This window comes from Brevundimonas sp. LPMIX5, from assembly GCF_003576505.1.
GTDB classification, from domain to species: domain Bacteria; phylum Pseudomonadota; class Alphaproteobacteria; order Caulobacterales; family Caulobacteraceae; genus Brevundimonas; species Brevundimonas naejangsanensis.
Genome location: NZ_QWTZ01000002.1, coordinates 215,414 through 238,197 on the forward strand (window position 1 = coordinate 215,414; position 22,784 = coordinate 238,197).

At 65.2% G+C, this 22,784-nt stretch carries 23 protein-coding genes and 1 tRNA gene; 18 read left to right on the forward strand and 6 right to left on the reverse strand.

Features of this window, described 5'->3' with window-relative positions; translation table 11 throughout:
* Nucleotides 1-6: 6 nt before the first annotated feature.
* From nrdR to D1604_RS02080, 9 genes are all read left to right on the forward strand, one after another.
* Nucleotides 7-480, forward strand: a complete 474-nt coding sequence (gene nrdR / locus D1604_RS02040; protein ID WP_119411981.1) for a transcriptional regulator NrdR — start codon at nucleotides 7-9, stop codon at nucleotides 478-480.
* Nucleotides 480-1,277 (forward strand): RibD family protein, encoded by a 798-nt coding sequence (locus tag D1604_RS02045; protein WP_119411982.1) that lies wholly within the window; start codon nucleotides 480-482, stop codon nucleotides 1,275-1,277. The genes nrdR and D1604_RS02045 overlap by 1 nt, the downstream gene beginning before the upstream one ends.
* Before the next feature lie 40 nt (nucleotides 1,278-1,317).
* Complete coding sequence (locus D1604_RS02050; RefSeq protein ID WP_119411983.1) at nucleotides 1,318-1,908, forward strand: riboflavin synthase; 591 nt, start codon at nucleotides 1,318-1,320, stop codon at nucleotides 1,906-1,908.
* The gene (gene ribB, locus D1604_RS02055) at nucleotides 1,905-3,041 is read left to right on the forward strand and encodes a 3,4-dihydroxy-2-butanone-4-phosphate synthase (protein WP_119411984.1); all 1,137 of its coding nucleotides are present in this window, start codon (nucleotides 1,905-1,907) and stop codon (nucleotides 3,039-3,041) included. Before D1604_RS02050 ends, ribB begins: the two co-directional genes overlap by 4 nt.
* Nucleotides 3,038-3,499 carry a 6,7-dimethyl-8-ribityllumazine synthase gene (gene ribH, locus D1604_RS02060; protein ID WP_119411985.1) on the forward strand — a complete coding sequence of 154 codons (462 nt, stop codon included), beginning with the start codon at nucleotides 3,038-3,040 and terminating at the stop codon, nucleotides 3,497-3,499. Before ribB ends, ribH begins: the two co-directional genes overlap by 4 nt.
* Nucleotides 3,496-4,032, forward strand: coding sequence for a transcription antitermination factor NusB (gene nusB / locus D1604_RS02065; protein WP_373561198.1), 537 nt, complete (start codon nucleotides 3,496-3,498; stop codon nucleotides 4,030-4,032). The genes ribH and nusB overlap by 4 nt, the downstream gene beginning before the upstream one ends.
* Nucleotides 4,019-5,008: a thiamine-phosphate kinase gene (gene thiL / locus D1604_RS02070; RefSeq protein WP_119411986.1), complete on the forward strand. Its 990-nt coding sequence runs from the start codon at nucleotides 4,019-4,021 to the stop codon at nucleotides 5,006-5,008. The genes nusB and thiL overlap by 14 nt, the downstream gene beginning before the upstream one ends.
* Before the next feature lie 40 nt (nucleotides 5,009-5,048).
* Nucleotides 5,049-5,471: a hypothetical protein gene (locus D1604_RS02075; RefSeq protein ID WP_119411987.1), complete on the forward strand. Its 423-nt coding sequence runs from the start codon at nucleotides 5,049-5,051 to the stop codon at nucleotides 5,469-5,471.
* A gap of 183 nt (nucleotides 5,472-5,654) precedes the next feature.
* The gene (locus D1604_RS02080) at nucleotides 5,655-7,805 is read left to right on the forward strand and encodes a sodium-translocating pyrophosphatase (RefSeq protein ID WP_119411988.1); all 2,151 of its coding nucleotides are present in this window, start codon (nucleotides 5,655-5,657) and stop codon (nucleotides 7,803-7,805) included.
* 118 nt (nucleotides 7,806-7,923) lie between these two features.
* Here D1604_RS02080 and bamE read toward each other — a convergent pair whose 3' ends face one another.
* Complete coding sequence (gene bamE / locus D1604_RS02085) at nucleotides 7,924-8,403, reverse strand: outer membrane protein assembly factor BamE domain-containing protein (protein ID WP_119411989.1); 480 nt, start codon at nucleotides 8,401-8,403, stop codon at nucleotides 7,924-7,926.
* 90 nt (nucleotides 8,404-8,493) lie between these two features.
* On the opposite strand from bamE, the gene D1604_RS02090 reads away from it, so the two are divergent.
* The 7 genes from D1604_RS02090 to D1604_RS02120 all read left to right on the forward strand — a co-directional run bounded on the left by D1604_RS02090 (nucleotide 8,494) and on the right by D1604_RS02120 (nucleotide 12,653).
* Entirely contained in the window at nucleotides 8,494-9,021 is a 528-nt protein-coding gene (locus D1604_RS02090) for a ubiquinol-cytochrome C chaperone family protein (protein WP_119411990.1), read from the forward strand.
* Nucleotides 9,018-9,551 carry a YceD family protein gene (locus D1604_RS02095; RefSeq protein WP_119411991.1) on the forward strand — a complete coding sequence of 178 codons (534 nt, stop codon included), beginning with the start codon at nucleotides 9,018-9,020 and terminating at the stop codon, nucleotides 9,549-9,551. The genes D1604_RS02090 and D1604_RS02095 overlap by 4 nt, the downstream gene beginning before the upstream one ends.
* A gap of 97 nt (nucleotides 9,552-9,648) precedes the next feature.
* On the forward strand, nucleotides 9,649-10,731 hold the full coding sequence (plsX, locus tag D1604_RS02100; RefSeq protein ID WP_255413925.1) for a phosphate acyltransferase PlsX: 1,083 nt from the start codon (nucleotides 9,649-9,651) through the stop codon (nucleotides 10,729-10,731).
* Nucleotides 10,728-11,705, forward strand: coding sequence for a beta-ketoacyl-ACP synthase III (locus D1604_RS02105; RefSeq protein WP_119411992.1), 978 nt, complete (start codon nucleotides 10,728-10,730; stop codon nucleotides 11,703-11,705). The genes plsX and D1604_RS02105 overlap by 4 nt, the downstream gene beginning before the upstream one ends.
* Nucleotides 11,706-11,773: 68 nt before the next feature.
* Nucleotides 11,774-12,082: an integration host factor subunit alpha gene (locus tag D1604_RS02110; RefSeq protein WP_003169453.1), complete on the forward strand. Its 309-nt coding sequence runs from the start codon at nucleotides 11,774-11,776 to the stop codon at nucleotides 12,080-12,082.
* A 5-nt stretch (nucleotides 12,083-12,087) separates the two neighbouring features.
* Nucleotides 12,088-12,504 (forward strand): MerR family transcriptional regulator, encoded by a 417-nt coding sequence (locus D1604_RS02115; RefSeq protein WP_024352805.1) that lies wholly within the window; start codon nucleotides 12,088-12,090, stop codon nucleotides 12,502-12,504.
* A gap of 72 nt (nucleotides 12,505-12,576) precedes the next feature.
* Nucleotides 12,577-12,653, forward strand: a tRNA-Pro gene (locus D1604_RS02120).
* A 93-nt stretch (nucleotides 12,654-12,746) separates the two neighbouring features.
* Here the strand turns inward: D1604_RS02120 and D1604_RS02125 are convergent.
* Complete coding sequence (locus D1604_RS02125; protein ID WP_119411993.1) at nucleotides 12,747-15,773, reverse strand: DUF3857 domain-containing protein; 3,027 nt, start codon at nucleotides 15,771-15,773, stop codon at nucleotides 12,747-12,749.
* Between the two features lie 540 nt (nucleotides 15,774-16,313).
* On the opposite strand from D1604_RS02125, the gene D1604_RS02130 reads away from it, so the two are divergent.
* Together D1604_RS02130 and D1604_RS02135 are read left to right on the forward strand one after the other, a co-directional pair.
* Nucleotides 16,314-17,810 carry a sensor histidine kinase gene (locus D1604_RS02130; protein ID WP_233551812.1) on the forward strand — a complete coding sequence of 499 codons (1,497 nt, stop codon included), beginning with the start codon at nucleotides 16,314-16,316 and terminating at the stop codon, nucleotides 17,808-17,810.
* The gene (locus D1604_RS02135) at nucleotides 17,810-18,187 is read left to right on the forward strand and encodes a response regulator (RefSeq protein WP_119411994.1); all 378 of its coding nucleotides are present in this window, start codon (nucleotides 17,810-17,812) and stop codon (nucleotides 18,185-18,187) included. Before D1604_RS02130 ends, D1604_RS02135 begins: the two co-directional genes overlap by 1 nt.
* Nucleotides 18,188-18,208: 21 nt before the next feature.
* On the opposite strand, the gene D1604_RS02140 is transcribed toward D1604_RS02135, so the two are convergent.
* From D1604_RS02140 to kdsA, 4 genes are read right to left on the reverse strand one after another with little or no spacing between them, the layout of a single operon-like run.
* On the reverse strand, nucleotides 18,209-19,309 hold the full coding sequence (locus D1604_RS02140) for a DUF3089 domain-containing protein (RefSeq protein ID WP_119411995.1): 1,101 nt from the start codon (nucleotides 19,307-19,309) through the stop codon (nucleotides 18,209-18,211).
* Complete coding sequence (gene rfaD / locus D1604_RS02145; RefSeq protein WP_119411996.1) at nucleotides 19,309-20,298, reverse strand: ADP-glyceromanno-heptose 6-epimerase; 990 nt, start codon at nucleotides 20,296-20,298, stop codon at nucleotides 19,309-19,311. The genes D1604_RS02140 and rfaD overlap by 1 nt, the downstream gene beginning before the upstream one ends.
* An 8-nt stretch (nucleotides 20,299-20,306) precedes the next feature.
* A complete protein-coding gene (gene rfaE2, locus D1604_RS02150; protein WP_119411997.1) occupies nucleotides 20,307-21,767 on the reverse strand; it encodes a D-glycero-beta-D-manno-heptose 1-phosphate adenylyltransferase in 1,461 nt (486 codons plus the stop codon).
* Between the two features lie 18 nt (nucleotides 21,768-21,785).
* Nucleotides 21,786-22,688 (reverse strand): 3-deoxy-8-phosphooctulonate synthase, encoded by a 903-nt coding sequence (gene kdsA / locus D1604_RS02155; RefSeq protein WP_373561199.1) that lies wholly within the window; start codon nucleotides 22,686-22,688, stop codon nucleotides 21,786-21,788.
* Between the last annotated feature and the right edge of the window lie 96 nt (nucleotides 22,689-22,784).

The window sequence follows — 22,784 nt, forward strand, 5'->3', positions numbered from 1 at the left end:
TATCGGATGAAGTGCCCCTTCTGCGGAAACGCCGACACCCAGGTGAAGGACAGCCGCCCGTCTGACGACGGCGCGGCCATCCGGCGCCGTCGGTCGTGCCCGCAGTGCAGCGGGCGCTTCACCACCTTCGAGCGGGTGCAGCTGCGCGAACTGGTTATCCTGAAACGGAACGGCCGCCGCACCCCCTTCGACCGCGACAAGCTGGAGCGCTCGCTGGGCATCGCCCTGCGCAAACGTCCGGTGCAGCCTGATCAGGTCGAGCTGCTGGTCAGCCGTATCGTGCGCCAGCTGGAAAGTCTGGGCGAGACCGAGATCCCGTCCAGCATCGTCGGCGACTTCATCATGAAGGCGCTGAAGTCGGTAGATGAGGTCGCTTACGTCCGTTACGCCTCGGTCTACAAGGACTTCCGCCACACCAGCGATTTCGCCAAATTCCTCGGAGACGAGGGTTTCGACGAGACCAAGTCCGGCCAGGACTGATGCGCCCCCGCGTCACCCTGAAGCTGGCGACGTCGCTGGACGGTCGCATCGCCACGGCCACGGGCGAAAGCCAGTGGATCACCGGCCCGGAAGCGCGCCTTCAGGGCCACCGCCTGCGCGCGACACATGACGCCATTCTGGTCGGCGTCGAGACGGTTCTGGCCGATGATCCGGAACTCACCGTCCGGCTTCCTTCTCCCCTCGGGGGAGAAGGCGGCTCGCGCAGCGAGACGGATGAGGGGGCTGGGTCATCACGCAAAACGGCTGACGATGAGGGCGCGTTCGGCGTCCCCCTCATCCGAGCGGCTCCGCCGCCCACCTTCTCCCACGAGGGGAGAAGGAATCCGCTAAGGGTCGTGCTGGACAGTCGGCTCAGAACCCCCGCGACGGCCAAGGTCGCATCCGGCAACACCCTGATCTTCACCACAGCCGCGCCCCACGCCATCGGCCAGGCCGAAGTCATCACCGTCGCCGCCATCGACCGCCGCCCAGCCATCCCCGCTGTCCTCGACGCGCTCGCCGCCCGCAACATCCGCTCCATCCTGATCGAGGGCGGTGGGCGAGTCGCCGCCTCCTTCATCCAGGCGGGCGCAGTGGACGCCATCGAGTGGTTCCGCGCCCCGATCCTGCTGGGCGGGGAGGGGCGGTCCTGCGTCGCCTCCCTGGCGCTTGCAAAGCTGGCCGACGCCCCCAAGTTCCGTCGTCTGGGCGTCGAGCCTGCCGGAGACGATCTGTGGGAACGCTACGCCCGCGCGCCTGACGCCTCCCCAGGCGCGATTTCAGACGAATTAGACTAATTAGACTCTGTTTTTTGGGTCCGGAGGGACCGGAGCTTTCATGTTCACCGGCATCGTCACCGACATCGGCCGCGTCCGCAGCGTCCGTGAAACCAACCGCGACCGTCGCTATGAGGTCGAGACTGTGTGGGACACGGCGGGCATCGACCTAGGCGCCTCCATCAGCCATGCGGGCTGCTGCCTGACCGTCACGGAAAAGGGCGAGGGCTGGTTCGCCGTCGAAGTGTCCGGCGAGACCCTGTCCAGGACCAAGCTGGGCGACTGGAGCGAGGGCAGCCGCATCAATCTGGAGCGCGCCGCCAAGCTGGGCGACGAACTGGGCGGCCATATCGTCTCGGGCCATGTCGACGGTCTGGGCGAGGTGATCTCCATCACGCCCGAGGGCGGATCGCACCGCATCGTGATCGAGGCGCCTGCGCCCCTGCACAGATTCATCGCCCCAAAGGGCTCAATCACGGTCGATGGGGTTTCCCTGACGGTGAATGGGGTGCATGAGCGCCGCTTCGACGTGAATATTATCCCGCACACGTGGGATGCGACCACCCTCGGCGGCCTGAAGGTCGGCGAAAAGGTCAATCTGGAGATCGACATGCTGGCGCGTTACCTCGCGCGGTGGCAGGAGACCGCATGATGAAACTGGCCGTCTACAATACCGACAGCCCGATCAGCTCGATCGAGGACATTATCGAGGACGCCCGCAACGGCCGCCCCTACATCCTGGTGGATGCCGAGGATCGCGAGAACGAGGGCGACATCGTCATTCCGGCCCAGTTCGCCACGCCGGACCAGATCAACTTCATGATCCGCTATGCGCGCGGCCTGGTCTGCCTTGCCATGACGGCCGAGCGCGCCAAGCAGCTACGCCTGCCGCCGATGGCCGCCGAGAACCGCGAGAGCATGGGAACGGCCTTCACTATCTCGATCGAAGCCAAGGAAGGCGTCACGACCGGCATTTCGGCCGCTGACCGCGCCCATACGGTTCAGGTGGCCGCCGACCCGTCGCGCACCGCCGACGACATCGTCTCGCCGGGCCACATCTTCCCGCTGGTCGCGCGCGACGGCGGCGTCCTGGTCCGCACCGGCCACACCGAGGCGGCCGTGGACATCAGCCGTATGGCCGGCCTGATTCCCGCCGGGGTGATCTGCGAGATCATCAAGGACGACGGCGAGATGGCGCGGATGCCCGACCTGATCGCCTTCGCCCAGTTGCACGGGCTGAAGATCGGCACCATCGCCGACCTGATCGCCTATCGCCGCCGCACCGAGCGCTTTGTCGAGCGCGTGATGGAGACGCCGTTCGAAAGCGTCCACGGCGGCGAATTCAAGCTGATCCTCTATCGCAACACCATCGAAGGCGCCGAGCACGTCGCCCTGGTGCGCGGCGATATCGACCCGGCCAAGCCCACCGTCGTGCGGATGCACCAGGTTGACTTCGCCGCCGACCTGCTGGGCCACGTCGAGGCTCGCCAGGACTATATTCCGAAGGCGATGCAGGCGCTTGCGGCTCAGGATGGGCCGGGCGTCGTCGTCTTCCTGCGCGATCCGGACCTGCATGGTCTCGCCGAACGGCTGGGCGGCGTGCCCAAGCCCGCGGCGGCGGATCGCTCGCTGAAAGCCTATGGCGTCGGGGCGCAGATTCTGCTCGACCTCGGCGTCAAGGATATGATCGTGATGAGTTCGACGCGGCCCAATCCGACGGCGCTTGAGGGCTATGGGCTGCGCATTGTCGGTTGGCGCGACATGGACGGAGAAGACCAATCTTGAACGACCCCACTCGCGTCCTCATCGTTGAGGCGCGCTTCTACGACGAACTGGCCGACGCCCTTCTGGAAGGGGCGAAGGACGCCCTGCGCGCGCAAGGCGTTCAATACGACTTCGTGACCGTGCCCGGCGCGCTGGAAGTTCCCACCGTGATCGCCATGGCCGAAGAGGCCGGCCGCTATCCGACGGCGCCGCGCTATGACGGCTATGTCGCCCTGGGCTGCATCATTCGCGGCGAGACCTATCACTTCGAGATCGTTTCAGATCAGTCGGCCGCCGGCATCCGCAATCTGGGCCTGAAGGGCGTGGCCATCGGCAACGGCATCCTGACGACCGAGGACGAGGAGCAGGCCTGGGCCCGCGCCCGCCTTAGCGAGGGCGACAAGGGCGGTTTCGCCGCCCGCGCCTGCCTGGACCTGATCGCCATCCGCAAGCGCCTGCGCGGGGGGCTCGCCTCGTGACCGAACCGACCAGCGCCCCGGCGACCGTCGCCGAAGTCATGGCTCAACTGGCCGAGGCTGAAAAAGCCCGCGCCGAGCCGCAACTGACCAGCCGCCAGCGCCGCGCCCGCACGGTCGCCCGTCTGGCCGCCGTTCAGGCCCTGTATCAGATGGAGCTGGCGGGCGAGGGCGTCGACAGCGTCGTGCGCGAGTTCCGCAATCACCGTTTTGACGCCGACATCGACGGCGCGCCTCTGGCCGAGGCGGACGAGGACTGGTTCTCCGACATCGTCCACGGCGTGGTCGAAGACCAGCGCGGCATTGACGAAGCGATCAAGGCGCGTCTGGCCTCCAACTGGCGTATGGAGCGTCTGGACGCCACCCTGCGCGCCCTGCTGCGCTGCGGCGCGTGGGAGTTGAAGCACAAGCCGGACGTCCCGCGTGAGATCGTGATCGACGAATACGTCGAACTGGCCAAGGCCTTCTTCGACGATGCGGAGGCGAAGTTCGTGAACGCGGCGCTGGACGGCGTGGCGCGCGATGCCCGCGATTGACGTCGCGGGTGAATTCGAGACCATCCAGCGGCTGCTGAAGCCGCTGGCGCACCCGGAATGGGCGAGGGGGCTGGCCGACGACGTGGCTGCGCTGCCCTCGCGTCCGGGACACGACCTGATCCTGACCAAGGACGCCATCGTCGAGGGCGTCCACTTCCTGCCCGACGACCCGCTGGATACGGTGGCGCAGAAGCTGCTTCGCGTGAACCTGTCCGATCTGGCGGCCAAGGGGGCCGAGCCGTTCGGCTATCTGCTGGCCTGCTGCTGGTCCGAACGCTGCGGCTGGCCCGAGCGCGAGGCCTTCGTCGCCGGGCTGCGGCGCGATCAGGCCATTTTCGACATTTCCCTGCTGGGCGGCGACACGGTGAAGACGCCGGGACCGGCCAGTTTCTCGGCGACGATGATGGGCTGGGCGCCATCAGGCGCCGCGGTCAGCCGGGCCGGGGCGCGGCCCGGCGATCTGGTCTTCGTCACAGGTACGATCGGCGACGGCTGGCTGGGCCTTCAGGCCGCCCAGGCGACCCTGACGCTGGAGCCTGAGCGCATGGACGCGCTGGAGGCCGCCTATCGCACCCCCATGCCGCGCGTGGAGTTCGCGCCCGTCGTTCTGGGCCTCGCCACGGCCAGCGCCGACGTCTCCGACGGCCTTCTGGCCGACGCCACCCACATCGCCGAGGCCAGCGGCGTCTGCCTTGAGATCGATCTGGAGGTCCTGCCGATGTCGGCGGCGGCCCAGGCCTGGTTCGAAGGCCGCGTCGACCCGCAGGCGGCGTTGGAGCTGCTGGCCAGCGGCGGCGACGATTACGAGATCCTGCTGACCGTCCCGGCGGGCGCCGAGAACGCCCTGCGCCGCGAAGCCGAACGCCGCCACCTGCGCCTGACCTGCGTCGGCCGCGTAACCGAAGGCAGGGGGCTGTCCCCGCGCTATCTGGGCCAGGCCATCACCCCGACCCGCACCGGCTGGACCCACGGCTGAGCGCAACGGAATCCTAACCGGGCACGGCCAGACTGAGTTCATGAACCGCCGCGCCCTGATCCTCGCCCTCGCTGGCGCCGCCCTGTCAGGACCGGCGCTCGCCTCGCCCTCAGCGGAAACGCCCGCCCAGCCCGCGAGCTTCAATCTGACCGGCGTGGGCCTGCCGATCATTGTGGGCGGCCGCGTCCGCAACTACGTCTTTGCAGAACTGAGACTGCATCTGGGTGAAGGCCAAACCCTGGATGCGGTAAGGGCCAAGGAGCCCTACCTGCGCGACGCCCTTGTCCGCGCCGGGCACCGGACCCCCTTCGTTCTCGCAGACGACTGGAATCAGTTGGACGCGGCAGCGCTGAGCGCCAGCCTGATCCGCTCGGCCGACAGCCTGATCGGCAAGGGCGCGATCTCCCGCGTCGAGGTCGTCAGCCAGGCCGCGCGCCGTCGCACGACCGTTCGCCCTCTCTGAACGCCCTAAAAGAGCGCTGTTGCGCCACGCCTCTGCTTTTGGCACGATTTAGCCGCAATTCCCGAGGGGCGTGAATTTGCGTCCGTAAGCGCACGGGGGGACCGGAAGGCGGCCGAGAGGCGACAACGCCCGTAGCGCAGCCTATGGAACCGCGCGTCTAGTTGCATAAGGCTTGGAAACGCCATGACGTCATATCTTTGGCTGGTCATTGCGGCCGGCGCTTTGGGGGTGCTTTACGGCGCCGTCCAGACCGCCGCCTTGATGAAGGCCGACAGTGGTAATGAACGGATGCGTGAGATCGCCGCGGCGATCCAGGAAGGGGCATCCGCCTATCTGAAGCGTCAGTACACAACGATTGGCATTGTAGGGGTCGTGATCTTGGTCGCGGCCTTTTTTCTTATCGGAATCTGGGCGGCGCTCGGCTTCCTGATCGGCGCGGTCCTGTCGGGCGCGGCGGGCTATGCGGGGATGCTGATCTCCGTGCGCGCCAACGTCCGCACGGCGCAGGCGGCGTCCCAGAGCCTGTCCAAGGGGCTGGACCTGGCCTTTCGCTCGGGCGCCATCACCGGCATGTTCGTGGCGGGCGGCGCGCTTCTGGGCGTGTCCGGCTACTACGCCTTCATGACGCAGGGTCTGGGCCACGCCTCGACCAGCCGTGAGGTCATCGACGGCCTGGTGGCGCTGGGCTTCGGCGCCTCTCTGATTTCCATCTTCGCGCGACTGGGCGGGGGCATCTTCACCAAGGGGGCCGACGTCGGCGGCGACATGGTGGGCAAGGTCGAGGCCGGCATCCCTGAGGACGACCCCCGCAACGCCGCCACCATCGCGGACAATGTGGGCGACAACGTCGGCGACTGCGCCGGCATGGCCGCCGACCTGTTCGAGACCTATGCCGTCACCACGGTGGCGACCATGGTGCTGGCGGCCATCTTCTTCCGCAACCAGCCCTATGTCGACGTGCTGATGCTGTTGCCGCTGGCGATCTGCGGCGTCTGCATCGTGACCTCGATCATCGGCACCTTCTTCGTCCGTCTGGGCAAGAGCGGCAACATCATGGGAGCCCTGTATCAGGGGCTGATCGTCACAGGCGTCCTGTCGCTGGGCGCGGTCTGGTGGGTGATCAATCAGCTTCTGCCGGGGGCGGTCGAAACCTCAGGAGGCCTGCTGATCCAGCCGATGAATCTGTTCTGGGCGGGCGTCGTCGGCCTGCTGGTCACGGCGGCCATCGTGGTCATCACCGAATACTACACCGGCACGGGCTTCCGTCCGGTGAAGTCGGTGGCCAACGCCTCGGTCTCGGGGCACGGCACCAACGTGATCCAGGGCCTGGCCATGTCGCTGGAATCCACCGCGTTGCCAGCCCTGACCATCATCGTCGGCATTGTCGCGGCCTTCCAGTTGGCGGGCCTGTTCGGCATCGCCATCGCCACCACGACCATGCTGGGCGTGGCGGGGATGATCGTTGCGCTGGACGCTTTCGGCCCGGTTACGGACAATGCGGGCGGCATCGCTGAGATGGCCGGCCTGCCGCCGGAAGTCCGTGTCTCGACCGACGCTCTGGACGCCGTGGGCAACACCACCAAGGCCGTGACCAAGGGCTACGCCATCGGGTCTGCGGGTCTGGGGGCGCTGGTCCTGTTCGCCGCCTATGTGGAGGATCTGAAGTTCTTCGCAGCCGAGGCGGCGCCGGGCAGCTTCTTCTATGGCCTGGGCGCGGTCGCGTTCGACCTGTCCAACCCCTATGTCGTGGTCGGCCTGCTGTTCGGGGGGCTGCTGCCCTTCCTGTTCGGCGGTCTGTCGATGACGGCGGTGGGGCGCGCCGCCGAGGCCGTGGTGGCCGAGGTCCGGCGTCAGTTCCGCGAGAACCCCGGCATCATGACGTTCGAGACCAAGCCGGAATACGGCCGAGCGGTCGACATCCTGACCAGCGCGGCTATCCGAGAGATGATCGTGCCGTCGCTGTTGCCGGTGCTGTCGCCGATCGTTCTGTTCGTGGTCATCCTGTTCATCCAGCCGGACAAGGCCAACGCCTTCGCAGCGCTGGGGGCCATGCTCATGGGGGTGATCGTGACGGGACTGTTCGTCGCCATTTCCATGACCTCGGGCGGCGGCGCCTGGGACAACGCCAAGAAGGTGATCGAGGAAGGCTTCACCGACAAGAACGGCGTGGTCCACGGGAAGGGCTCGGAAGCGCACAAGGCCGCAGTCACCGGCGACACGGTGGGCGATCCCTATAAGGACACCTCCGGCCCGGCGGTGAACCCGATGATCAAGATCACCAACATCGTCGCGCTTCTGCTGTTGGCTGTGCTGGCGAGCGGCAAGATCGTCTGACGGCGTTCAACTGCAACTGAAGACGCCCCGGAGAGCGATCTCCGGGGCGTTATCTTTTTGCGCCCTATGCTCGTGACGCGGTCGCTTGCGGCTTGAGGGCGACTGTATACTGCGGCTGTTAATCCGGGCGGCGCTGGCCGGGAACGTCGTCCTCGGTGCGCGGCAGTTGGCCGCGGCCGACGTTGCCGAGCAGTTGTTCGAGAATGGTCAACTGGCGTCCGCGCGTCGGGGTCTCGCGGCGTTCCATCGCGATCTGGCGGCCGTCATCCAGTCCCAGATTACGCACCGAAGCGACCTTGCCGTCGGATTCGTTGAAGGTGATCTCCGTCACCGTCCGCTGCGACACCTGCGGCTTGTTGTAGGTGTAGCGCTGTGTCGTCTGGGTCAGGTAGTACCAGACGTTCTCCGACTCGAAGGTCGAGGTGGTGGAGGGCGTGCCCAGCTTGGTCAGCACGGTTTCGCGCGTGTCGACGCCAGACTCGATATCCTGGGGTTTGACGTCCACGGCCTGAAAGCCCTGGGTGGCGACAACCGGCGCGCAGGCGCCGGCGGCGGCGGCGAGCGAGGCGGCGATGATGAGCGACGTAAAACGGGGCATCGGCGATGGGCCTCAAGAAATAAGGTCTTTGACCTAACCGTCGCTGCGTCCTAGTGCAACGGCGCGGCGGAAAAGGGGCCGTGAAATCCTATGTTCAAGACACTCTTCAAGCGCCAGACGCAAGATCGCCATGTCCAGGCCCTGTACGCCCTGGCCGTCGAACAGGCCCGCCAGCCTGATTTCTACACGCGGCTGGGCGTCGCGGACCGCATCGACGCGCGTTTCGAGCTCTACACCCTGCATGTGCTGCTGCTGTTCGTGCGGCTGAAGCAGGATGGCGAGCGCGGCGCGGACCTGTCCCAGAAGCTGTTCGACGCCTATGTGTCGGCGTTGGACAACGTGTTGCGCGAACTGGGCGTGGGCGATGTCTCGGTGGGCAAGAAGATGCGCAAGCTGGGCGAGGCGCTCTATGGCCGCATGAGCGCCTATGAAAAGGCGCTGAGGGCAGGGGATCACGAGGGGCTTCAGGCCTCGATCGCCCGCAATGTCTTTGAGAGCGAAGACGCCGCTGCAGGCGCCGCTCTGGCGCGCTACACGATTGATTCGCACGAACAGCTGGCCCGACAGTCGTCGGCTGCCGTGGAAAAGGCGCCGGACTGGGCGAAGATCGTGGCATGACCCTTCCAGCTCTTCCCTATAGCGATCCCATCCGCCTGCATCAGGTCGGCGTCTCCCTGACACGGCGGCTGGAGCCTGATGACGCTGCGCGGCAACGCATCGCGCGCGCGCTGGACCTGAAGTCGCTCGACCGATTCGTCGCCGATATGGAGCTCGTGCCCACGGTGTCGGGGTGGCGCATGGATGGCCGGGTCCAGGCCGAGGCCGTTCAGGCCTGCATTCTGACGCTGGAGCCGCTGCCTGTCGCCATCGACGAACGATTCTCGATCAATCTGACTGAAACGGCGCCTGAGGTTCAGGCGAACGAGGAAGGCGAGATCGATCTGGAACTGGACGACGACTCCGCCGATCTGGTTGAAAATGGCCAGATCGACCTGGGCCAATACGCTGTCGAACAGTTGGCCCTGCACCTGGATCCCTATCCTCGCAAGGAAGGCGCGGTGTTCGAACAGCCGCCGGAGCCCGGTGAAATCTCGCCCTTCGGCGTGTTGAAAACGTTGAAGCCTGGCGGGCAAACCGACAAGAGTTGACCTAAGGTCGCTCAAGCCTCATCCACGGTGCGACATTTTCGTCCGATCGCCCTAAACTGAAGCGCCGCGGCAAGACGGCGACGGAGTCGATTTTCACTTGGCATCACCGATACTGATCTCGCTCGACGCCATGGGCGGGGACCATGGACCATCCGTCGTCGTCGGAGGCGTGAAGGACTACATCGCCCGTTACGGCGGCGAAGGCGTTCGTTTTCAACTGCATGGCGATGAGGCGGCCATTCGCGCGGAGGTCGCCCGCAACGGCCTTCCGGCTGATGTCTGCGAAATCCGCCACACGGACAAGGTCGTGGGCATGGACGAAAAGCCCGCCCAGGCCATGCGCCGGGGCAAGGGCTCCAGCCTGTGGAACGCCATTGAGGCGGTCAAGCTCGGGGAGGCGCAGGCCGCCGTATCGGCCGGGAACACCGGCGCCCTGATGGCCATCTCCAAACTGCTGCTGCGCATGGCCGTGGATGGGCTGGAGCGGCCTGCCATCGTCGCCAGTTGGCCGACGAAAAGAGGCTTCACCGCCGTTCTGGACGTCGGCGCCAATATCGGCAGCGATGCGCGCCAACTGGTTGAGTTCGCCATCATGGGCGAGGCTTTCCAATCGGCCGTCCACGGCGTCGCCACGCCCACGGTCGGGATTCTGAACGTCGGCTCTGAGGAAATGAAGGGCCATGATGAGGTGCGCGAGGCTCACGCCGTCCTGCGCACAGATGCGGTGCCCGTGAACTACACAGGCTTCGTCGAAGGCCACGACATCGCCGCAGGCACGGTGGACGTGGTGGTCACCGACGGCTTCACCGGCAATGTCGCCCTGAAGACGGCCGAGGGCACGGCCCGCTTCATTTCCGGTTTGCTCAAGGAAGCCCTGACATCCGGCCCGATGGCCAAGATGGGCGCCCTGATCGCCATGCCCGCCCTGAAGAGAATGGCGCGCCGCATCGATCCCAGCAGCGTCAACGGCGGCCCCCTGCTGGGCCTGAACGGTATTGTGGTGAAGAGCCACGGCGGCGCCACAGCCGAGGGTTATGGAAACGCCATCCGCGTGGCTGTCGATCTGGCCCGCAGCGACTATCTGACGAAGGTCAGCGCCAATTTCGCGCGCCTGTCGGCCGTTCTGGATACGGCCGAGGCCGCGCCTGACGAAGAGCAAACAGGAGAGATCCAGTCGTGAGCGTTATCCGCAGCGTCGTCACCGGGGTCGGCTCCTTCCTGCCCGAACAGGTGGTCACCAACGCCGACCTGACCAAAATCGTCGACACCTCCGACGAGTGGATCGTCGAGCGCACCGGCATCCGTCAGCGCCACAAGGCTCGCGACGACGAACCGACCAGCGACCTGGCCGTCAAGGCCGCCGAGCGCGCCCTGGCCGACGCCGGCAAGACGGCGGCGGACGTCGACCTGATCATCGTCGCCACCACTACGCCGGACCAGACCTTCCCCGCGACCGCCGCCATCGTCCAGCGCAAGCTGGGTGCGCCGGTCGGCATCGCCTTCGACATTCAGGCGGTCTGCTCGGGTTTTGTCTACGCGATGAGCGTGGCCGACGGCTTTGTCGCGCGCGGTCAGGCCAAGTGCGCCCTCGTCATCGGCGCCGAAGAAATGACCAAGCTGATGGACTGGACGGACCGCACCACCTGCGTCCTGTTCGGCGACGGCGCCGGCGCCTTCGTGCTGGAACCGGGCGAAGGGCAGGGGACCAAGGAGGATCGCGGCGTGCTGGGCTTCGCTCTGCGCTGCGAGGGCGCCAAGTCCGACATGCTCTATGTCGACGGCGGCCCGGCTACGACCGGCACGGTCGGCCATCTGCGGATGCTGGGCAACCAGGTCTTCCGTCACGCCGTGGTCAACATCGCCGAGGCCATCACCGCCGCCGCCGAGGTGGCGGGCGTGGACATCCCCGAAATCGACTGGTTCGTGCCGCACCAGGCCAACCAGCGCATCATCAAGGGCGTCGGCGATCGCCTGGGCCTGGATGAGGACAAGGTCGTCTCTACCGTAGCCGTGCACGCCAACACCTCGGCCGCCTCCATCCCTCTGGCGATGGATGTCGCCATCCGGGACGGACGCATCAAGAAAGGCGATCTGGTGCTGGTCGAGGCCATGGGCGGCGGCCTGACGTGGGGCGCATGCGCCTTCCGATTCTAGTTTTTCATTGAGGGCTTTGATTTTCATTCATTTTGCCCTTCAATGCCCCGCCATTGGAAAGCGGGGAGATGCCAGTGTCCCAGACCCTTACTCGGGCTGATCTGTGCGAGGCCGTTCACGAAGAGGTCGGCCTGTCGCGCCAGGAATGTTCCGGCATGGTCGAACGGACGCTTGAACTGATCGTTGAGTCGCTTGAAAGCGGCGAGACGGTCAAACTGTCCGGCTTCGGTGTCTTCCAGGTGCGCGAAAAGCGCGCTCGCATGGGGCGCAACCCCAAGACCGGCGAACCCGCCGCCATCAACCCCCGTCGCGTCATCAGCTTCCGGGCCTCTCAGATCATGAAGGGCCGGGTGCACGACGCCGTCGTAGAGACCTGAGTTCATTGGCTAAAAGCCCCAGCGCCTTCCGCACGATCTCCGAAGCCGCCGAAGAAGTCGGCGCGCCTCAGCATGTTCTGCGCTTCTGGGAGACGAAGTTCGATTTCATCGTCCCGGTGAAGCGGGCGGGCGGACGGCGTTTCTATCGCCCGGATGATGTGATGGTGCTGAAGGCCGTTCGACGTTTGCTGCATGACGAGGGCCTCACCATTCGCGGCGTCCAGCGCCTGGTCAAGGATCAGGGCCTGGCGCGCGTGGCCGCCTATGGCGACCCGGGCGCAACGCTGGAAATTGATTCGGGCCTTTCACCTGCGCCGGACGCCCCAACGGTGTCGTCAGCGCCTGATCATGAGCGATTGACGCGGGTTTTAGCCGAGTTGGAAGCGGCGCATGCGCGGCTTGAGGCGGTTCTGCGCCGATAGGGCGGAAGTTGTTGTCGATAATGCGTTTTAGGGTTTGCGGAGCGGCAAACCCCCGTCTATACGGAGCGCCTTCGGAGCGTGGCGCAGCCTGGTAGCGCACTTGACTGGGGGTCAAGGGGTCGCAGGTTCGAATCCTGTCGCTCCGACCATTTCAGGCTTTGGCCTGATCTATGGTTTGACGGGCGGCTTCGCATCAGCGAGGCCGCCCGTTCCGTATTTGGTGACCGTGATCCATAGGCGCCCTAATCGTCCAGGCGAACGCTCATCATGAGGTTGTCGTAGTCCTCGCTCGCCTTCGAATCCGAGGCCGACGCCGCAGCCATAAGCGCCTCTCCTTCAGAGGATCGCCCTGTAGTCTTGAGCATCTTGCCCAGACCGTATCTGGCCTTCGCATTCGAAGGATCCAGTTCCGTCGCCGTACGATAGGCGTCCACGGCCTCGCCGTTGCGATCCAGGAGGAAGAGCAGATATCCGCGCCTCATGTGAAGAAGGGCGTCGTCTCCCTTCCGCTCGATGGCCCTATCACACATTTCCAGTGCGAAATCGCGGCTGTGCCGCAGTAGGGACTGCGACACGCAGGCTTGAGCGGGGTCATCAAGGTTGATGCGGGTCAACTGCTTGAAGCGAGCCATATCGACCGCCGCGCCCTTGCTATCCCCCTGCTGTTCACGAACAACGGCGCGATCAATCAGCAGGGCAGGGAAGTCGTTTTCGATCGCCAGGACGTCGGTGAGGATGGCCTCGGCCTTGGCGGGATCGGAGCCCTTGAGACTGGACGCCACAACCTGCGCCATGCCGATGAACATCTGAGCCTTGGCGTCTGGATGGCCGACAGCTTCGGCCATCAAGCCAGCCTGTTGGTAGGCCTCTGCGGCCCGCCCCATCCTGAGCAGTTGGTTCGCCAGAGCGACCTTGGCGCCATGATCCTCCGGCTTCATCGCGACGATCCGCTCCAGATCAGCCAAGGCGCGTGACGACTGTCCCATCCGCTCGTAAGCGGCGGCGCGACGATAAAGGGCATGCGTGTTTTCGGACCACGAGCGTAGGGCGCCCGTAAAGGCCAACACCGCTTCCAGGTCGTCCTCTTCTAGCTCGGCCAGCCGACCCTTCGCGTGAAACAGGATGGTCTCATTAGGATCGGCGGCGTCGCTCGCCGCGATATCGGCGCGGGCTTTGTCCAGATCGTTCAACGCCAGATAGGCGAGGGCGCGATTGGCCAGGGCGTTGGCATGGGGTGTCGGAAAGCCCGCAATGGCCACATCGAACTGGGCGATGGCGGCGACATGGTCCCCCTCGTCAAGAAGAGCGTAGCCGCGACGCAGGGCCGTCTCCGGGGCGCCGTCCGGCGCTGCAGTCAGGGTTTCCCGGTCCGACGCCGTTAGGGTGTAGCTCCGCTTCACCCGCATGGTGGCCTTCAAGTCCTTGAAGCTGTCCATACCGGCCTGTTCAACCGCGATTTCCGCCGCCGTGGCATAGGGGCGCAAGGTGATCGAGCCCCGATCCGTCTCCAGTCGGTTGCCGTTGCGGTGAACGGTGCGGAAATATCGGGTGGCGCCGGCCTCGACTTCATAGGGCTCGACCGACAGATCAACATCGTCTCGGCCTTCAGGCAGGATGACGGTCGTGCGGAATGAGGACGAACTCGGGAAGGACTTATGGTAATCGGCGTCCTTGAACCTCGTATTCTTATGCGGCTCAAAGCCTTTCCAGGTGACATGGGCCAGAGGGATGTCGACCGGCCCATCCGTCCAGTCAAAGGCGACGCGCGCTGTGGCGCTGGCCACAAATTCATGGGTGTCTTCAAGGTACCGCCATTGGCTCTCGAGATCGGAAACCTGCCCATAGTCCTTGAACAGATTGGTCCAGCGCTCGTCATACAGACGGGTCACCTCGGCGGCAGGCAATTGTGCAATCCCGGCCTGCATTTCCGTCGCTCTGTCGCTGCGACTGATATTGGTCACCGTAACGCGCGCGGGACTATGAACGCCGGCGGTGAGATCAATCTCGACATGGAGGGCGTTGATCGGGCGCGGCGGTAGTCTGAGCGGGATTTGCTCCAGGCGAGCCTGTTCCACGATGGGCAGGACGTACTCGTAAACCAGCGGAGCATCCGGCGTCAGGCTACGGTCGCCGATACGCGCTCCGTCCATCAAATAGATCTCGCCGCCGATGCGCGCCTTTACGATCACATGATCGAATGCGCTGACCATCGGCAGATACTGATCGAGCGGCAGATTCTGTGAGGAAACGAGCACAGGGACCGCATCCACGCCCAGCTCTCTCAGCAAGGCGACCAGCAGAACCGTTTTACCTTTGCAGTCGCCCTGACGCCTTGCCCATACATCACTCGCTGAGTTCGGCAGCCAGCCGCCTTCGCCAAGCGTCAGGGCCATATAGCGGACTTCATCCTGCACCAGCCGCAGGGCAGCCAAGGCGCGAGCTTCCGGAGTGGCGTTCTCGGACCTTATCCGCGCCAGATGCGCGGCCAGATCGGCCGCGTCGGGCAGGGCGCTGGCCTGATCATATGCAGTGCGGATATGATCCGTGATCGCGCTCCACTGCGGAGTGCTGCTGATCTGCCATGCATAGTTTGGAAGAGAGCGAGGCGCGATGGCGTCTGGATAGGCTTCTCCCTCGACGTCGGTGATGCGATGGGCAAGAAACTTGAATCCATTCCGCTCAGTCATCGCTGGAACGGCGGCATGACGCCCGGCGCGTGTCTGAACCTTCATGGACGCCGGCCAACTGACGGTGGTCTCGGCTAGATCAACGGGAAGCTGCGAAAAGGGATAGACCAGACTTTCCAGCGGGTTGTCGAATACATCGAACTGTGTTCGGAAGGAGTAGGCGAAGTCTATGGTGTCGCCGACGCGGATGTCAGGATTCACCAGAACGCCGGTTAGAACGCCATTGATCTGCAGCGATTGCTCAAGCGCCGCCTCGCGACGCAGAATGGTGAAATCAGCCTTGTCCAGAATGTCATGGGTTTCACCCGCGCGGATAATGCGCGCGTGGTGAACGGTCGGCGTCTGCAGGGCCGGGTTCCATTCCAGCGCCAGTTGCGAAGCCTGCTGCAACCCCAATGGCGCCAGCACCTTCAGCCGCATACGGACATAGGTTTCGCTATGGTCGCCAAAGGCCCGCACATGGCTTTCGACCACTTCATAGCGGATGTGTTGAGATGGATTGTCCGCTCGGTTCGACAGATGCGGCGCAATGCTGGGTATCCAGTCGGGCGCAGGCCCTCGAAGAATGACTTCGCCCGCCATGGCGGAAGAGCTCAACAGCCAAGCCGCACCAGCTAGAACCCATCTGTTTCTCAAAGCATTCTTCCTGTCCGAATTTCACCGTAATCTAGGTAGCAGCCTAGCTGATGTCGGAACAGGGCTGTAGCTCCAAGCTCATTCCTGAAGCCATGTTTCGCATAATATATCTTAGACGTAATAAATGCTTCTCATAGTGTGTCGGTTTTCTGTCGCTGATTCTCCGTTGCCTGAGAGCCGCAGCATGAAGTCGTATGGCGGCGCGAGCCAGGTGGTGATGCGGGACTGTCCCCAAGCAGCCCGATGGCCTAAGCTCGCGCCCTTGTGATCATTCACTGGAAAATCCGGCGGAGGCAGTTCCCCAAAGCGCTCAAAGTGGAGAACAATCGGTTTGATGAATCGGTGTCCGTGTTCATCCTTTTCCCCACGCCAGCCGCTGTCAACTTGACGCTTAAGGACGCTGGTCTTTACTGTTTCCCTGTTTCAACAGCGGGCCGTGCACCCTTTCCGCGCGCGTTGCGTTAGGGACGCAACAGGACGGGGGGCGTGTTGAAGACACTGGCCAAAACGATTGACCTGGTCGCGGCCTTCGACGCCTCGCCTAACCCCTATATGCTGCTGGACCGCGACCTGCGATTTGCAGGAATGAACCAAGCCTATCTGGACGTTACGCTCCGCAGGCGGGAGGAACTGATCGGCGTGCATGTGATGGATGTATTCGGCGCCGCGCCCCAAGGGCCAAGCTACGACGCCAGCCAACGGCTCGAAACATCCTTCAAGAAAGTACTGGAAACGGGCGAAGCCGATCATCTGGCGCTGCTGCATTATCCGATCCGCACGCGCAGCCCCCACGGCGAAGCCGTGTTCGATGATCGCTACTGGAGTTGCACCCACACGCCGATCAAGAATGATCACGACGAGGTCACCCATATCCTGCAGCACACCAGCGACGTCACCGAGCTGGTCAGGACTCGGACATCAGATGAGCCTCCCCGCGACGCCCTGGAACAGATGCTGGGCGGTGGCGTCTTTCGTCGGGCGATGGAGGTAGAGGCGGACAATCAAAGGCTGGAGGCCGAGCGGCGCCAGCTCTCGGATGTTCTGTTGAACGCGCCGGGCTTTGTTGCGGTTCTGAACGGACCGGATCACGTCATCCAGTTCTGCAATGAGGCCTGCTATCGCCTTGTCAATCATAGAGACATTCTGGGCCAGACGGTCAAACAGGCCCTGCCCGAGTTGGGCGAACAGGGCCATCTCGACTTTCTCAACGACGTCTATGAGACCGGGGAACCGGTCATGGGCAGGCAGCGGGCGTTCAGCCTGCAGCATTCACCGGACGGTCCGGCGGACAATCGCTACATCGACTTCGCCTATCAGCCCATCCGGGACGAGAATGCGCGCGTGATCGGCGTCTTTGTTCAGGGGCATGACGTGACGGATGTCGTCATGGCCGCTGAACGGCAGAAGCTGATGATCGACGAGCTCAATCATCGCGTAAAGAACACCCTGGCCACCGTTCAATCCATCGCCATGCAGACGGCCCGCACCCACCAGGACCCCCGCTCGTTCGCCGAGGCCTTCGAAGCGCGGCTTATGGCCCTGTCCCACACCCACGATCTTCTCACGAAGAGCCACTGGGAGGGCGCCGATCTGCGCTCGGTGCTGGAACATGAGACGCGCGCGCACGGGGCAGGACGGCTGAGTCTGAACGGGCCGCTTGTCGCTCTTTCGCCAGCCAGAGCCCTGTCGCTGGGCATGATTTTCCATGAGCTGGCCACCAATGCCGCCAAATACGGCGCCCTGGCGCATGGCGATGGGCGGGTGACGGTCGACTGGCGCGTGATCAATCATTCTTCCCCCCAGTTGGAGATCATCTGGAGTGAAACCGCCGGTCAGACCGTGCAGAAACCAGAGCGGCGCGGTTTCGGCACTCGCTTGATCGAGCGCAATGTTCGGCATGACCTGCGCGGCGCTGTTGATATGAGTTACACAGGCCACGGCCTGAGCGCCCGATTCACCCTGCCGCTGGAGACAGACGCCTGATGACCGATATCTTTTCCGGTAGACGCGTGCTGATCGTGGAGGACGAGTCCCTGGTGGCCATGCTGCTTGAGACCATTCTGGCCGACCTTGGTTGCGATGTGGTCGGGCCGGAATCCAACATCGAGGACGGACTGAACGTCGCGTCAGGGACCTCTCCGCTCGACGCCGCCCTGCTGGACGTCAATGTCGCGGGGCAGGAGATATTTCCGGTCGCTGAGGCGTTGAAGGCCAGGGGCGTGCCGTTCGTGTTCTCGACCGGATATGGTGAGGCGGGCCTGCCGGAACACTGGCGCGGCAACCCCACGGTGCAGAAGCCCTTCACCGAAGGCGCCATCCGCGACGCCCTGATGACCGCCCTGAACATGCAGAGGGCCTGAGCGCCTTATCCTGACGCTCGCTTACGACGGATGCAGCGCTGACCATGCCGACAGACGGGCCAACGCATCCGCCTCAATGTCGGCATAGAAGGGGTTGTAGGGCGGGATCTTGCGCTGTTCGGCCCAGGCCCCAGTCGGTCGGAAGGACTCTGAGCTCAGCCGCGATCGCCACAGGACTCCGTCGCTGCACTCGGCGGCTACGATACGGCGTTGCAGGGCGGGACGTACGCCCCACTCCAGATTGGTGGCGTTGGTGGCGCCGCGACTTTCGCGCATTTCAGAGCGCGGGGCGCCTGCCGATCCCGTGACCGGATTGACGCAGGCCGAGGCCAGGCCGTCGAACGTCACCAGAGCCCCCCGGTCGTCCCACGTCAGGGCGCGACGCAGCGCGCGTCGAGCCTCGCTCTCGTTGTTCTCCTCGAGCGAGCGCCAGGTCACGACACAGCCAGCCTGCTCGCGGCTGCTGCACAGGGGAATGGCGGTGAAACGAGATGTCGGAGTCAGGTGCTCCATCAGATAGGCGGCGGCCAGACGCGACCGCAGGGCGGGATCGGGCGCGATCCGTTCATGCAGCAGGCGGTCGGCCAGTTCGGCCCCCTGCTCTACCCCGGCCAGGATGATGGGGCCGTCGGGATGACGCTTCAGCCAGGCGTCAAATGCAGCGGATATGTCCTGATAGGCGAAGGCGCGCGCCTCTCGGGCGTCTTCACGCAGGGTCAGGCGGGTGTAGAGGCTCGCCTGGCGATACAGGGGCGCGCTGACGTCTCCGGCCAGGGCCAATGGCCCGGCGTAGTTGGGCAGGACCGCGCCGCGCAGCCCAGCCAGGGCACGGGCGTCGTCAATGGCCCCGTTCCACTCCTTGCCGCCGTTATAGGTGGTGGAATGGACGAAGAAGACGTGGGCGGGCCCGGCCGCCGGCGTGCTGGCGTCCAGCAGGGCCCAGGCGTCAGCCTGCGCATAGTCGGGCTTGGCCGGCGGCTGATAGGTCTGGAATGGCACCTGGGGATCGAGGCCGGATCGCAGGATATCGCCGCGCCAGACGGCGACCGCCGCCGTCAGAATGAAGACGAGCGCAAAGCCCGTGTAGCCGACCCACTGGCGCGCAGTCAGCCGGGGCAGCATCAGCGGTACGGGTCCGACTGGGCCAGGAAGTCCTGGACGTAGCGGCGCACGCCTTCCTCCAGCGGGGTCGACTGGCCGCCGTAGCCGAGGGCGCGGATGCGATCCATGCTGGCCTCGGTGAAGTACTGATAGCGGTCGCGGATCGCTTCGGGCATGTCGACATAGGCGATGGACGGCTCCTTGCCCGCCGCCGCGAAGGTCGCGCGCGCCAGATCGGCGAAGGAGCGCGCCTGACCCGATCCGGCATTGAACACGCCCGAGACAGCCTCGTTCTCCAGCAGCCACAAGATGATGTTCACCACGTCGTCGACGAAGACGAAGTCGCGCAACTGGCCGCCGTCGGGGTAGTTGGGGTTGTGCGAACGGAACAGGCTGACCGTTTCGCCCGCCTGAACCTTGGGCCAGATCTGAGCCACGACCGACTTCATCCCGCCCTTGTGGCCCTCGTTCGGACCATAGACGTTGAAGAATTTCAGCCCAGCCCACTGAGGCGGCGCCTCGTCACGATCGGCCTTGCGAACCGCATATTGGTCGAACAAGTATTTCGAATAGCCATAGGCGTTTAGCGGACGAAGCGCATTCAGGCTCTCAGGATCGTCGCGATCCTCGAACCCGGCCTCGCCGTCGCCGTAGGTGGCGGCCGAGGAGGCATAGATCATCCGCACATTGCGCACTGCGCACCAATCCCAGATGTCGCGCGACAGGCTGAAGTTGGTGCGCAGGATCAGGTCGGCGTCCGGCTCCGTAGTCGATGAGATGGCGCCCATGTGGATCACTGCCGTGATGCGGTCGGCGTGACGCTCAAGCTGCTCGAACAGCTCTTCAGGCGCCCACAGGTCGGCGATGGGGTGTTTGGCGATGTTCTTCCACTTGGCGAGGTCGGCCGTCTCCAGCCGGTCGCAGACGACCACGTCCCAGGCCCCGCTGTCGCACAGGCGGGCGACGATGTTGGAGCCGATGAAGCCCGCGCCGCCCGTGACGACGATCATTCTCGGGGTCACGCTTGCTCTCCAGTCATCTTCTCGATGGTCTTGGTCGTGGAATAGCCGTCGGCGAAATCGGCCAGTCGGACCTCGCCGCCCCAGCTCTCGACCTCGGCGGCGCCGACGACCTTGTCCTTGGTGTAGTCCGAGCCCTTGATGAGGACGTCCGGCTTCAGACGCTCGATCAGGGCGATGGGGGTCGGATCGTCGAAGGCGGTGACGCGATCCACGCTGGCCAAGCCGCCGATGACGGCGGCGCGGCTGTCCAGATCGTTGACGGGGCGGCCCTCGCCCTTCAGGCGGCGCACCGAGGCGTCGGTGTTCAGCGCCACCACCAGCCGGTCGCACCAGCTGCGCGCCTGCGCCAGATAGGCGACGTGGCCGCGGTGCAGGATGTCGAAGCAGCCGTTGGTGAAGCCGACCTTCAGGCCCTGACGCTTCCACGTTTCGACCTGATCGGCCAGTTCGTCCAGCGGCGTGACCTTGGACTGGGCGAGCGCCGCGTGCTGGCTCATCTCGGCCTCGATCAGTTCGGCGGGCGTGACGACGGCGGTGCCGCTCTTGCCCACCACGACACCCGAGGCGAGGATGGCGAACTGCACCGCCTGCTCCAGCGTCGCGCCCGCGCCCAACGCCAGCCCCAGGGCGGCAAGGCAGGTGTCGCCTGCGCCCGAGACGTCGAACACTTCACGCGCCCGGCCGGGGAAATGGGTGACGCCGCCGCCCCGTTTCGCCAGCGTCATGCCCTTGCCCGCGCGGGTGACGATGACGGCCTTGGCCGTGGTGGCGTCCAGCAGGGCGGCCAGCGCCGCCTCGACCTGTTCATCCGTCTCGGTCGGCAGGCCGGTGGCGCCCGCCAGTTCGCTGGCGTTTGGCTTGATGACATCCACCGCGCCATAGCGGGCGAAGTCGCGGCTTTTGGGATCGACGATGACCGGCGCGCCGTATTCGGCCCCGGCCCACAACGCCGCCTGAATGACGCCGTCGTCCACCACGCCCTTAGCGTAGTCGGACAGCAGGATGGCGCCCGCGCCGTGGAACACGGCCTTGTCGGCATAGCTGGAATGGAAGGCGGCCTCGTCGTCCAGACGCAGCAACTGCTGGCCGGCGGCGACGAAGCGCGTCTTGACGATGGTGGCGGCGCCTTCGGGGCGGATCAGGGCGTCCTCGATCCGGTCCTCGGCCGCGATCAGATCGGCCAGCTCGGCGCCCGCCGCGTCATCGCCCGCAACGGCGCCCAGACGGGCCAGGCCGCCCAGGGCCGCGACGTTGCGGGCGACGTTGCCCACGCCGCCGGGCATGGCCACGGTGCGGCGCGCGCGCAGGACAGGGATCGGCGCTTCGGGCGAGATGCGGCTGACCTCGCCATAGACATAGCGATCCAGCATCAGATCGCCGACGCAGGCGACCTTCAGGTCGCGCACGCGCTCCAGCAGGGACTGCAGGGCGCCGAGATCAAGAGAACGTTCAGCCATGACGCCGAACTAGCGGATTCACGCCGTCTTCGCCATCGGCCCCTTGTGGCCGAGCTTGATGGCCAGGTCGTCGAAGGCGATCAGTTCGGCGGCCAGAGCCTCGAACTGGTCCAGCGGCACCATATTGGGGCCGTCCGAGGGGGCGTTGTCCGGGTCTTCGTGCGTCTCCATGAAGACAGCGTCGACGCCGACCGAGACGGCGGCGCGGGCCAGCACCGGCACGAACTCGCGCTGGCCGCCAGACGACGTCCCCTGCCCGCCCGGCTGCTGGACGCTGTGGGTCGCATCGAAGACGACGGGGCAGCCGATCTCGCGCAGGATCGGTAGGGCGCGCATATCACTGACCAGGGTATTGTAGCCGAAGCTGGCGCCGCGCTCGCAGGCCATGACGTTCGGGTTGCCCGCGCCCGTGACCTTGGCGATGACGTTCTTCATGTCCCACGGGGCCAGGAACTGACCCTTCTTGATGTTGATCGCCTTGCCCGTGGCGGCGGCGGCCAGCAGCAGGTCGGTCTGACGCGACAGGAAGGCGGGGATCTGCAGCACGTCCACAGCCTCGGCCACGCCCGCGCACTGGGCCTCGGAGTGGACGTCGGTCAGGGTCGGCAGGCCGGTGACTTCACGGATTTCGGCGAAGATCGGCAGGGCGTCCTTCAGGCCGATGCCGCGCGCGGCGCTGGCGCTGGTGCGGTTCGCCTTGTCGAAGCTGGTCTTGTAGATGATGCCGAGGTTCAGCCGATCGCCGATTTCCTTCAGCGCATGGGCAGTCTCCAGCGCGTGCTGGCGGCTTTCCATCTGGCAAGGGCCGGCGATGAAGACGATGCGGGCGCCGCCGCCGATGACGACGGGTTTCTTGAGGCCTTCGGACAGGGTGATGACGGCGTTGGGAGAGGTCACGGCGGCGCTTTCGACTGGTTTCAACGGCGGTTCGCGGGCCTGTGCCGCGACTTTGAGTCGGACAGGTGGCGTCGCGGATGCTTTTGCGCAACTTATCGGGCGACTCAGAGCCTGACCATC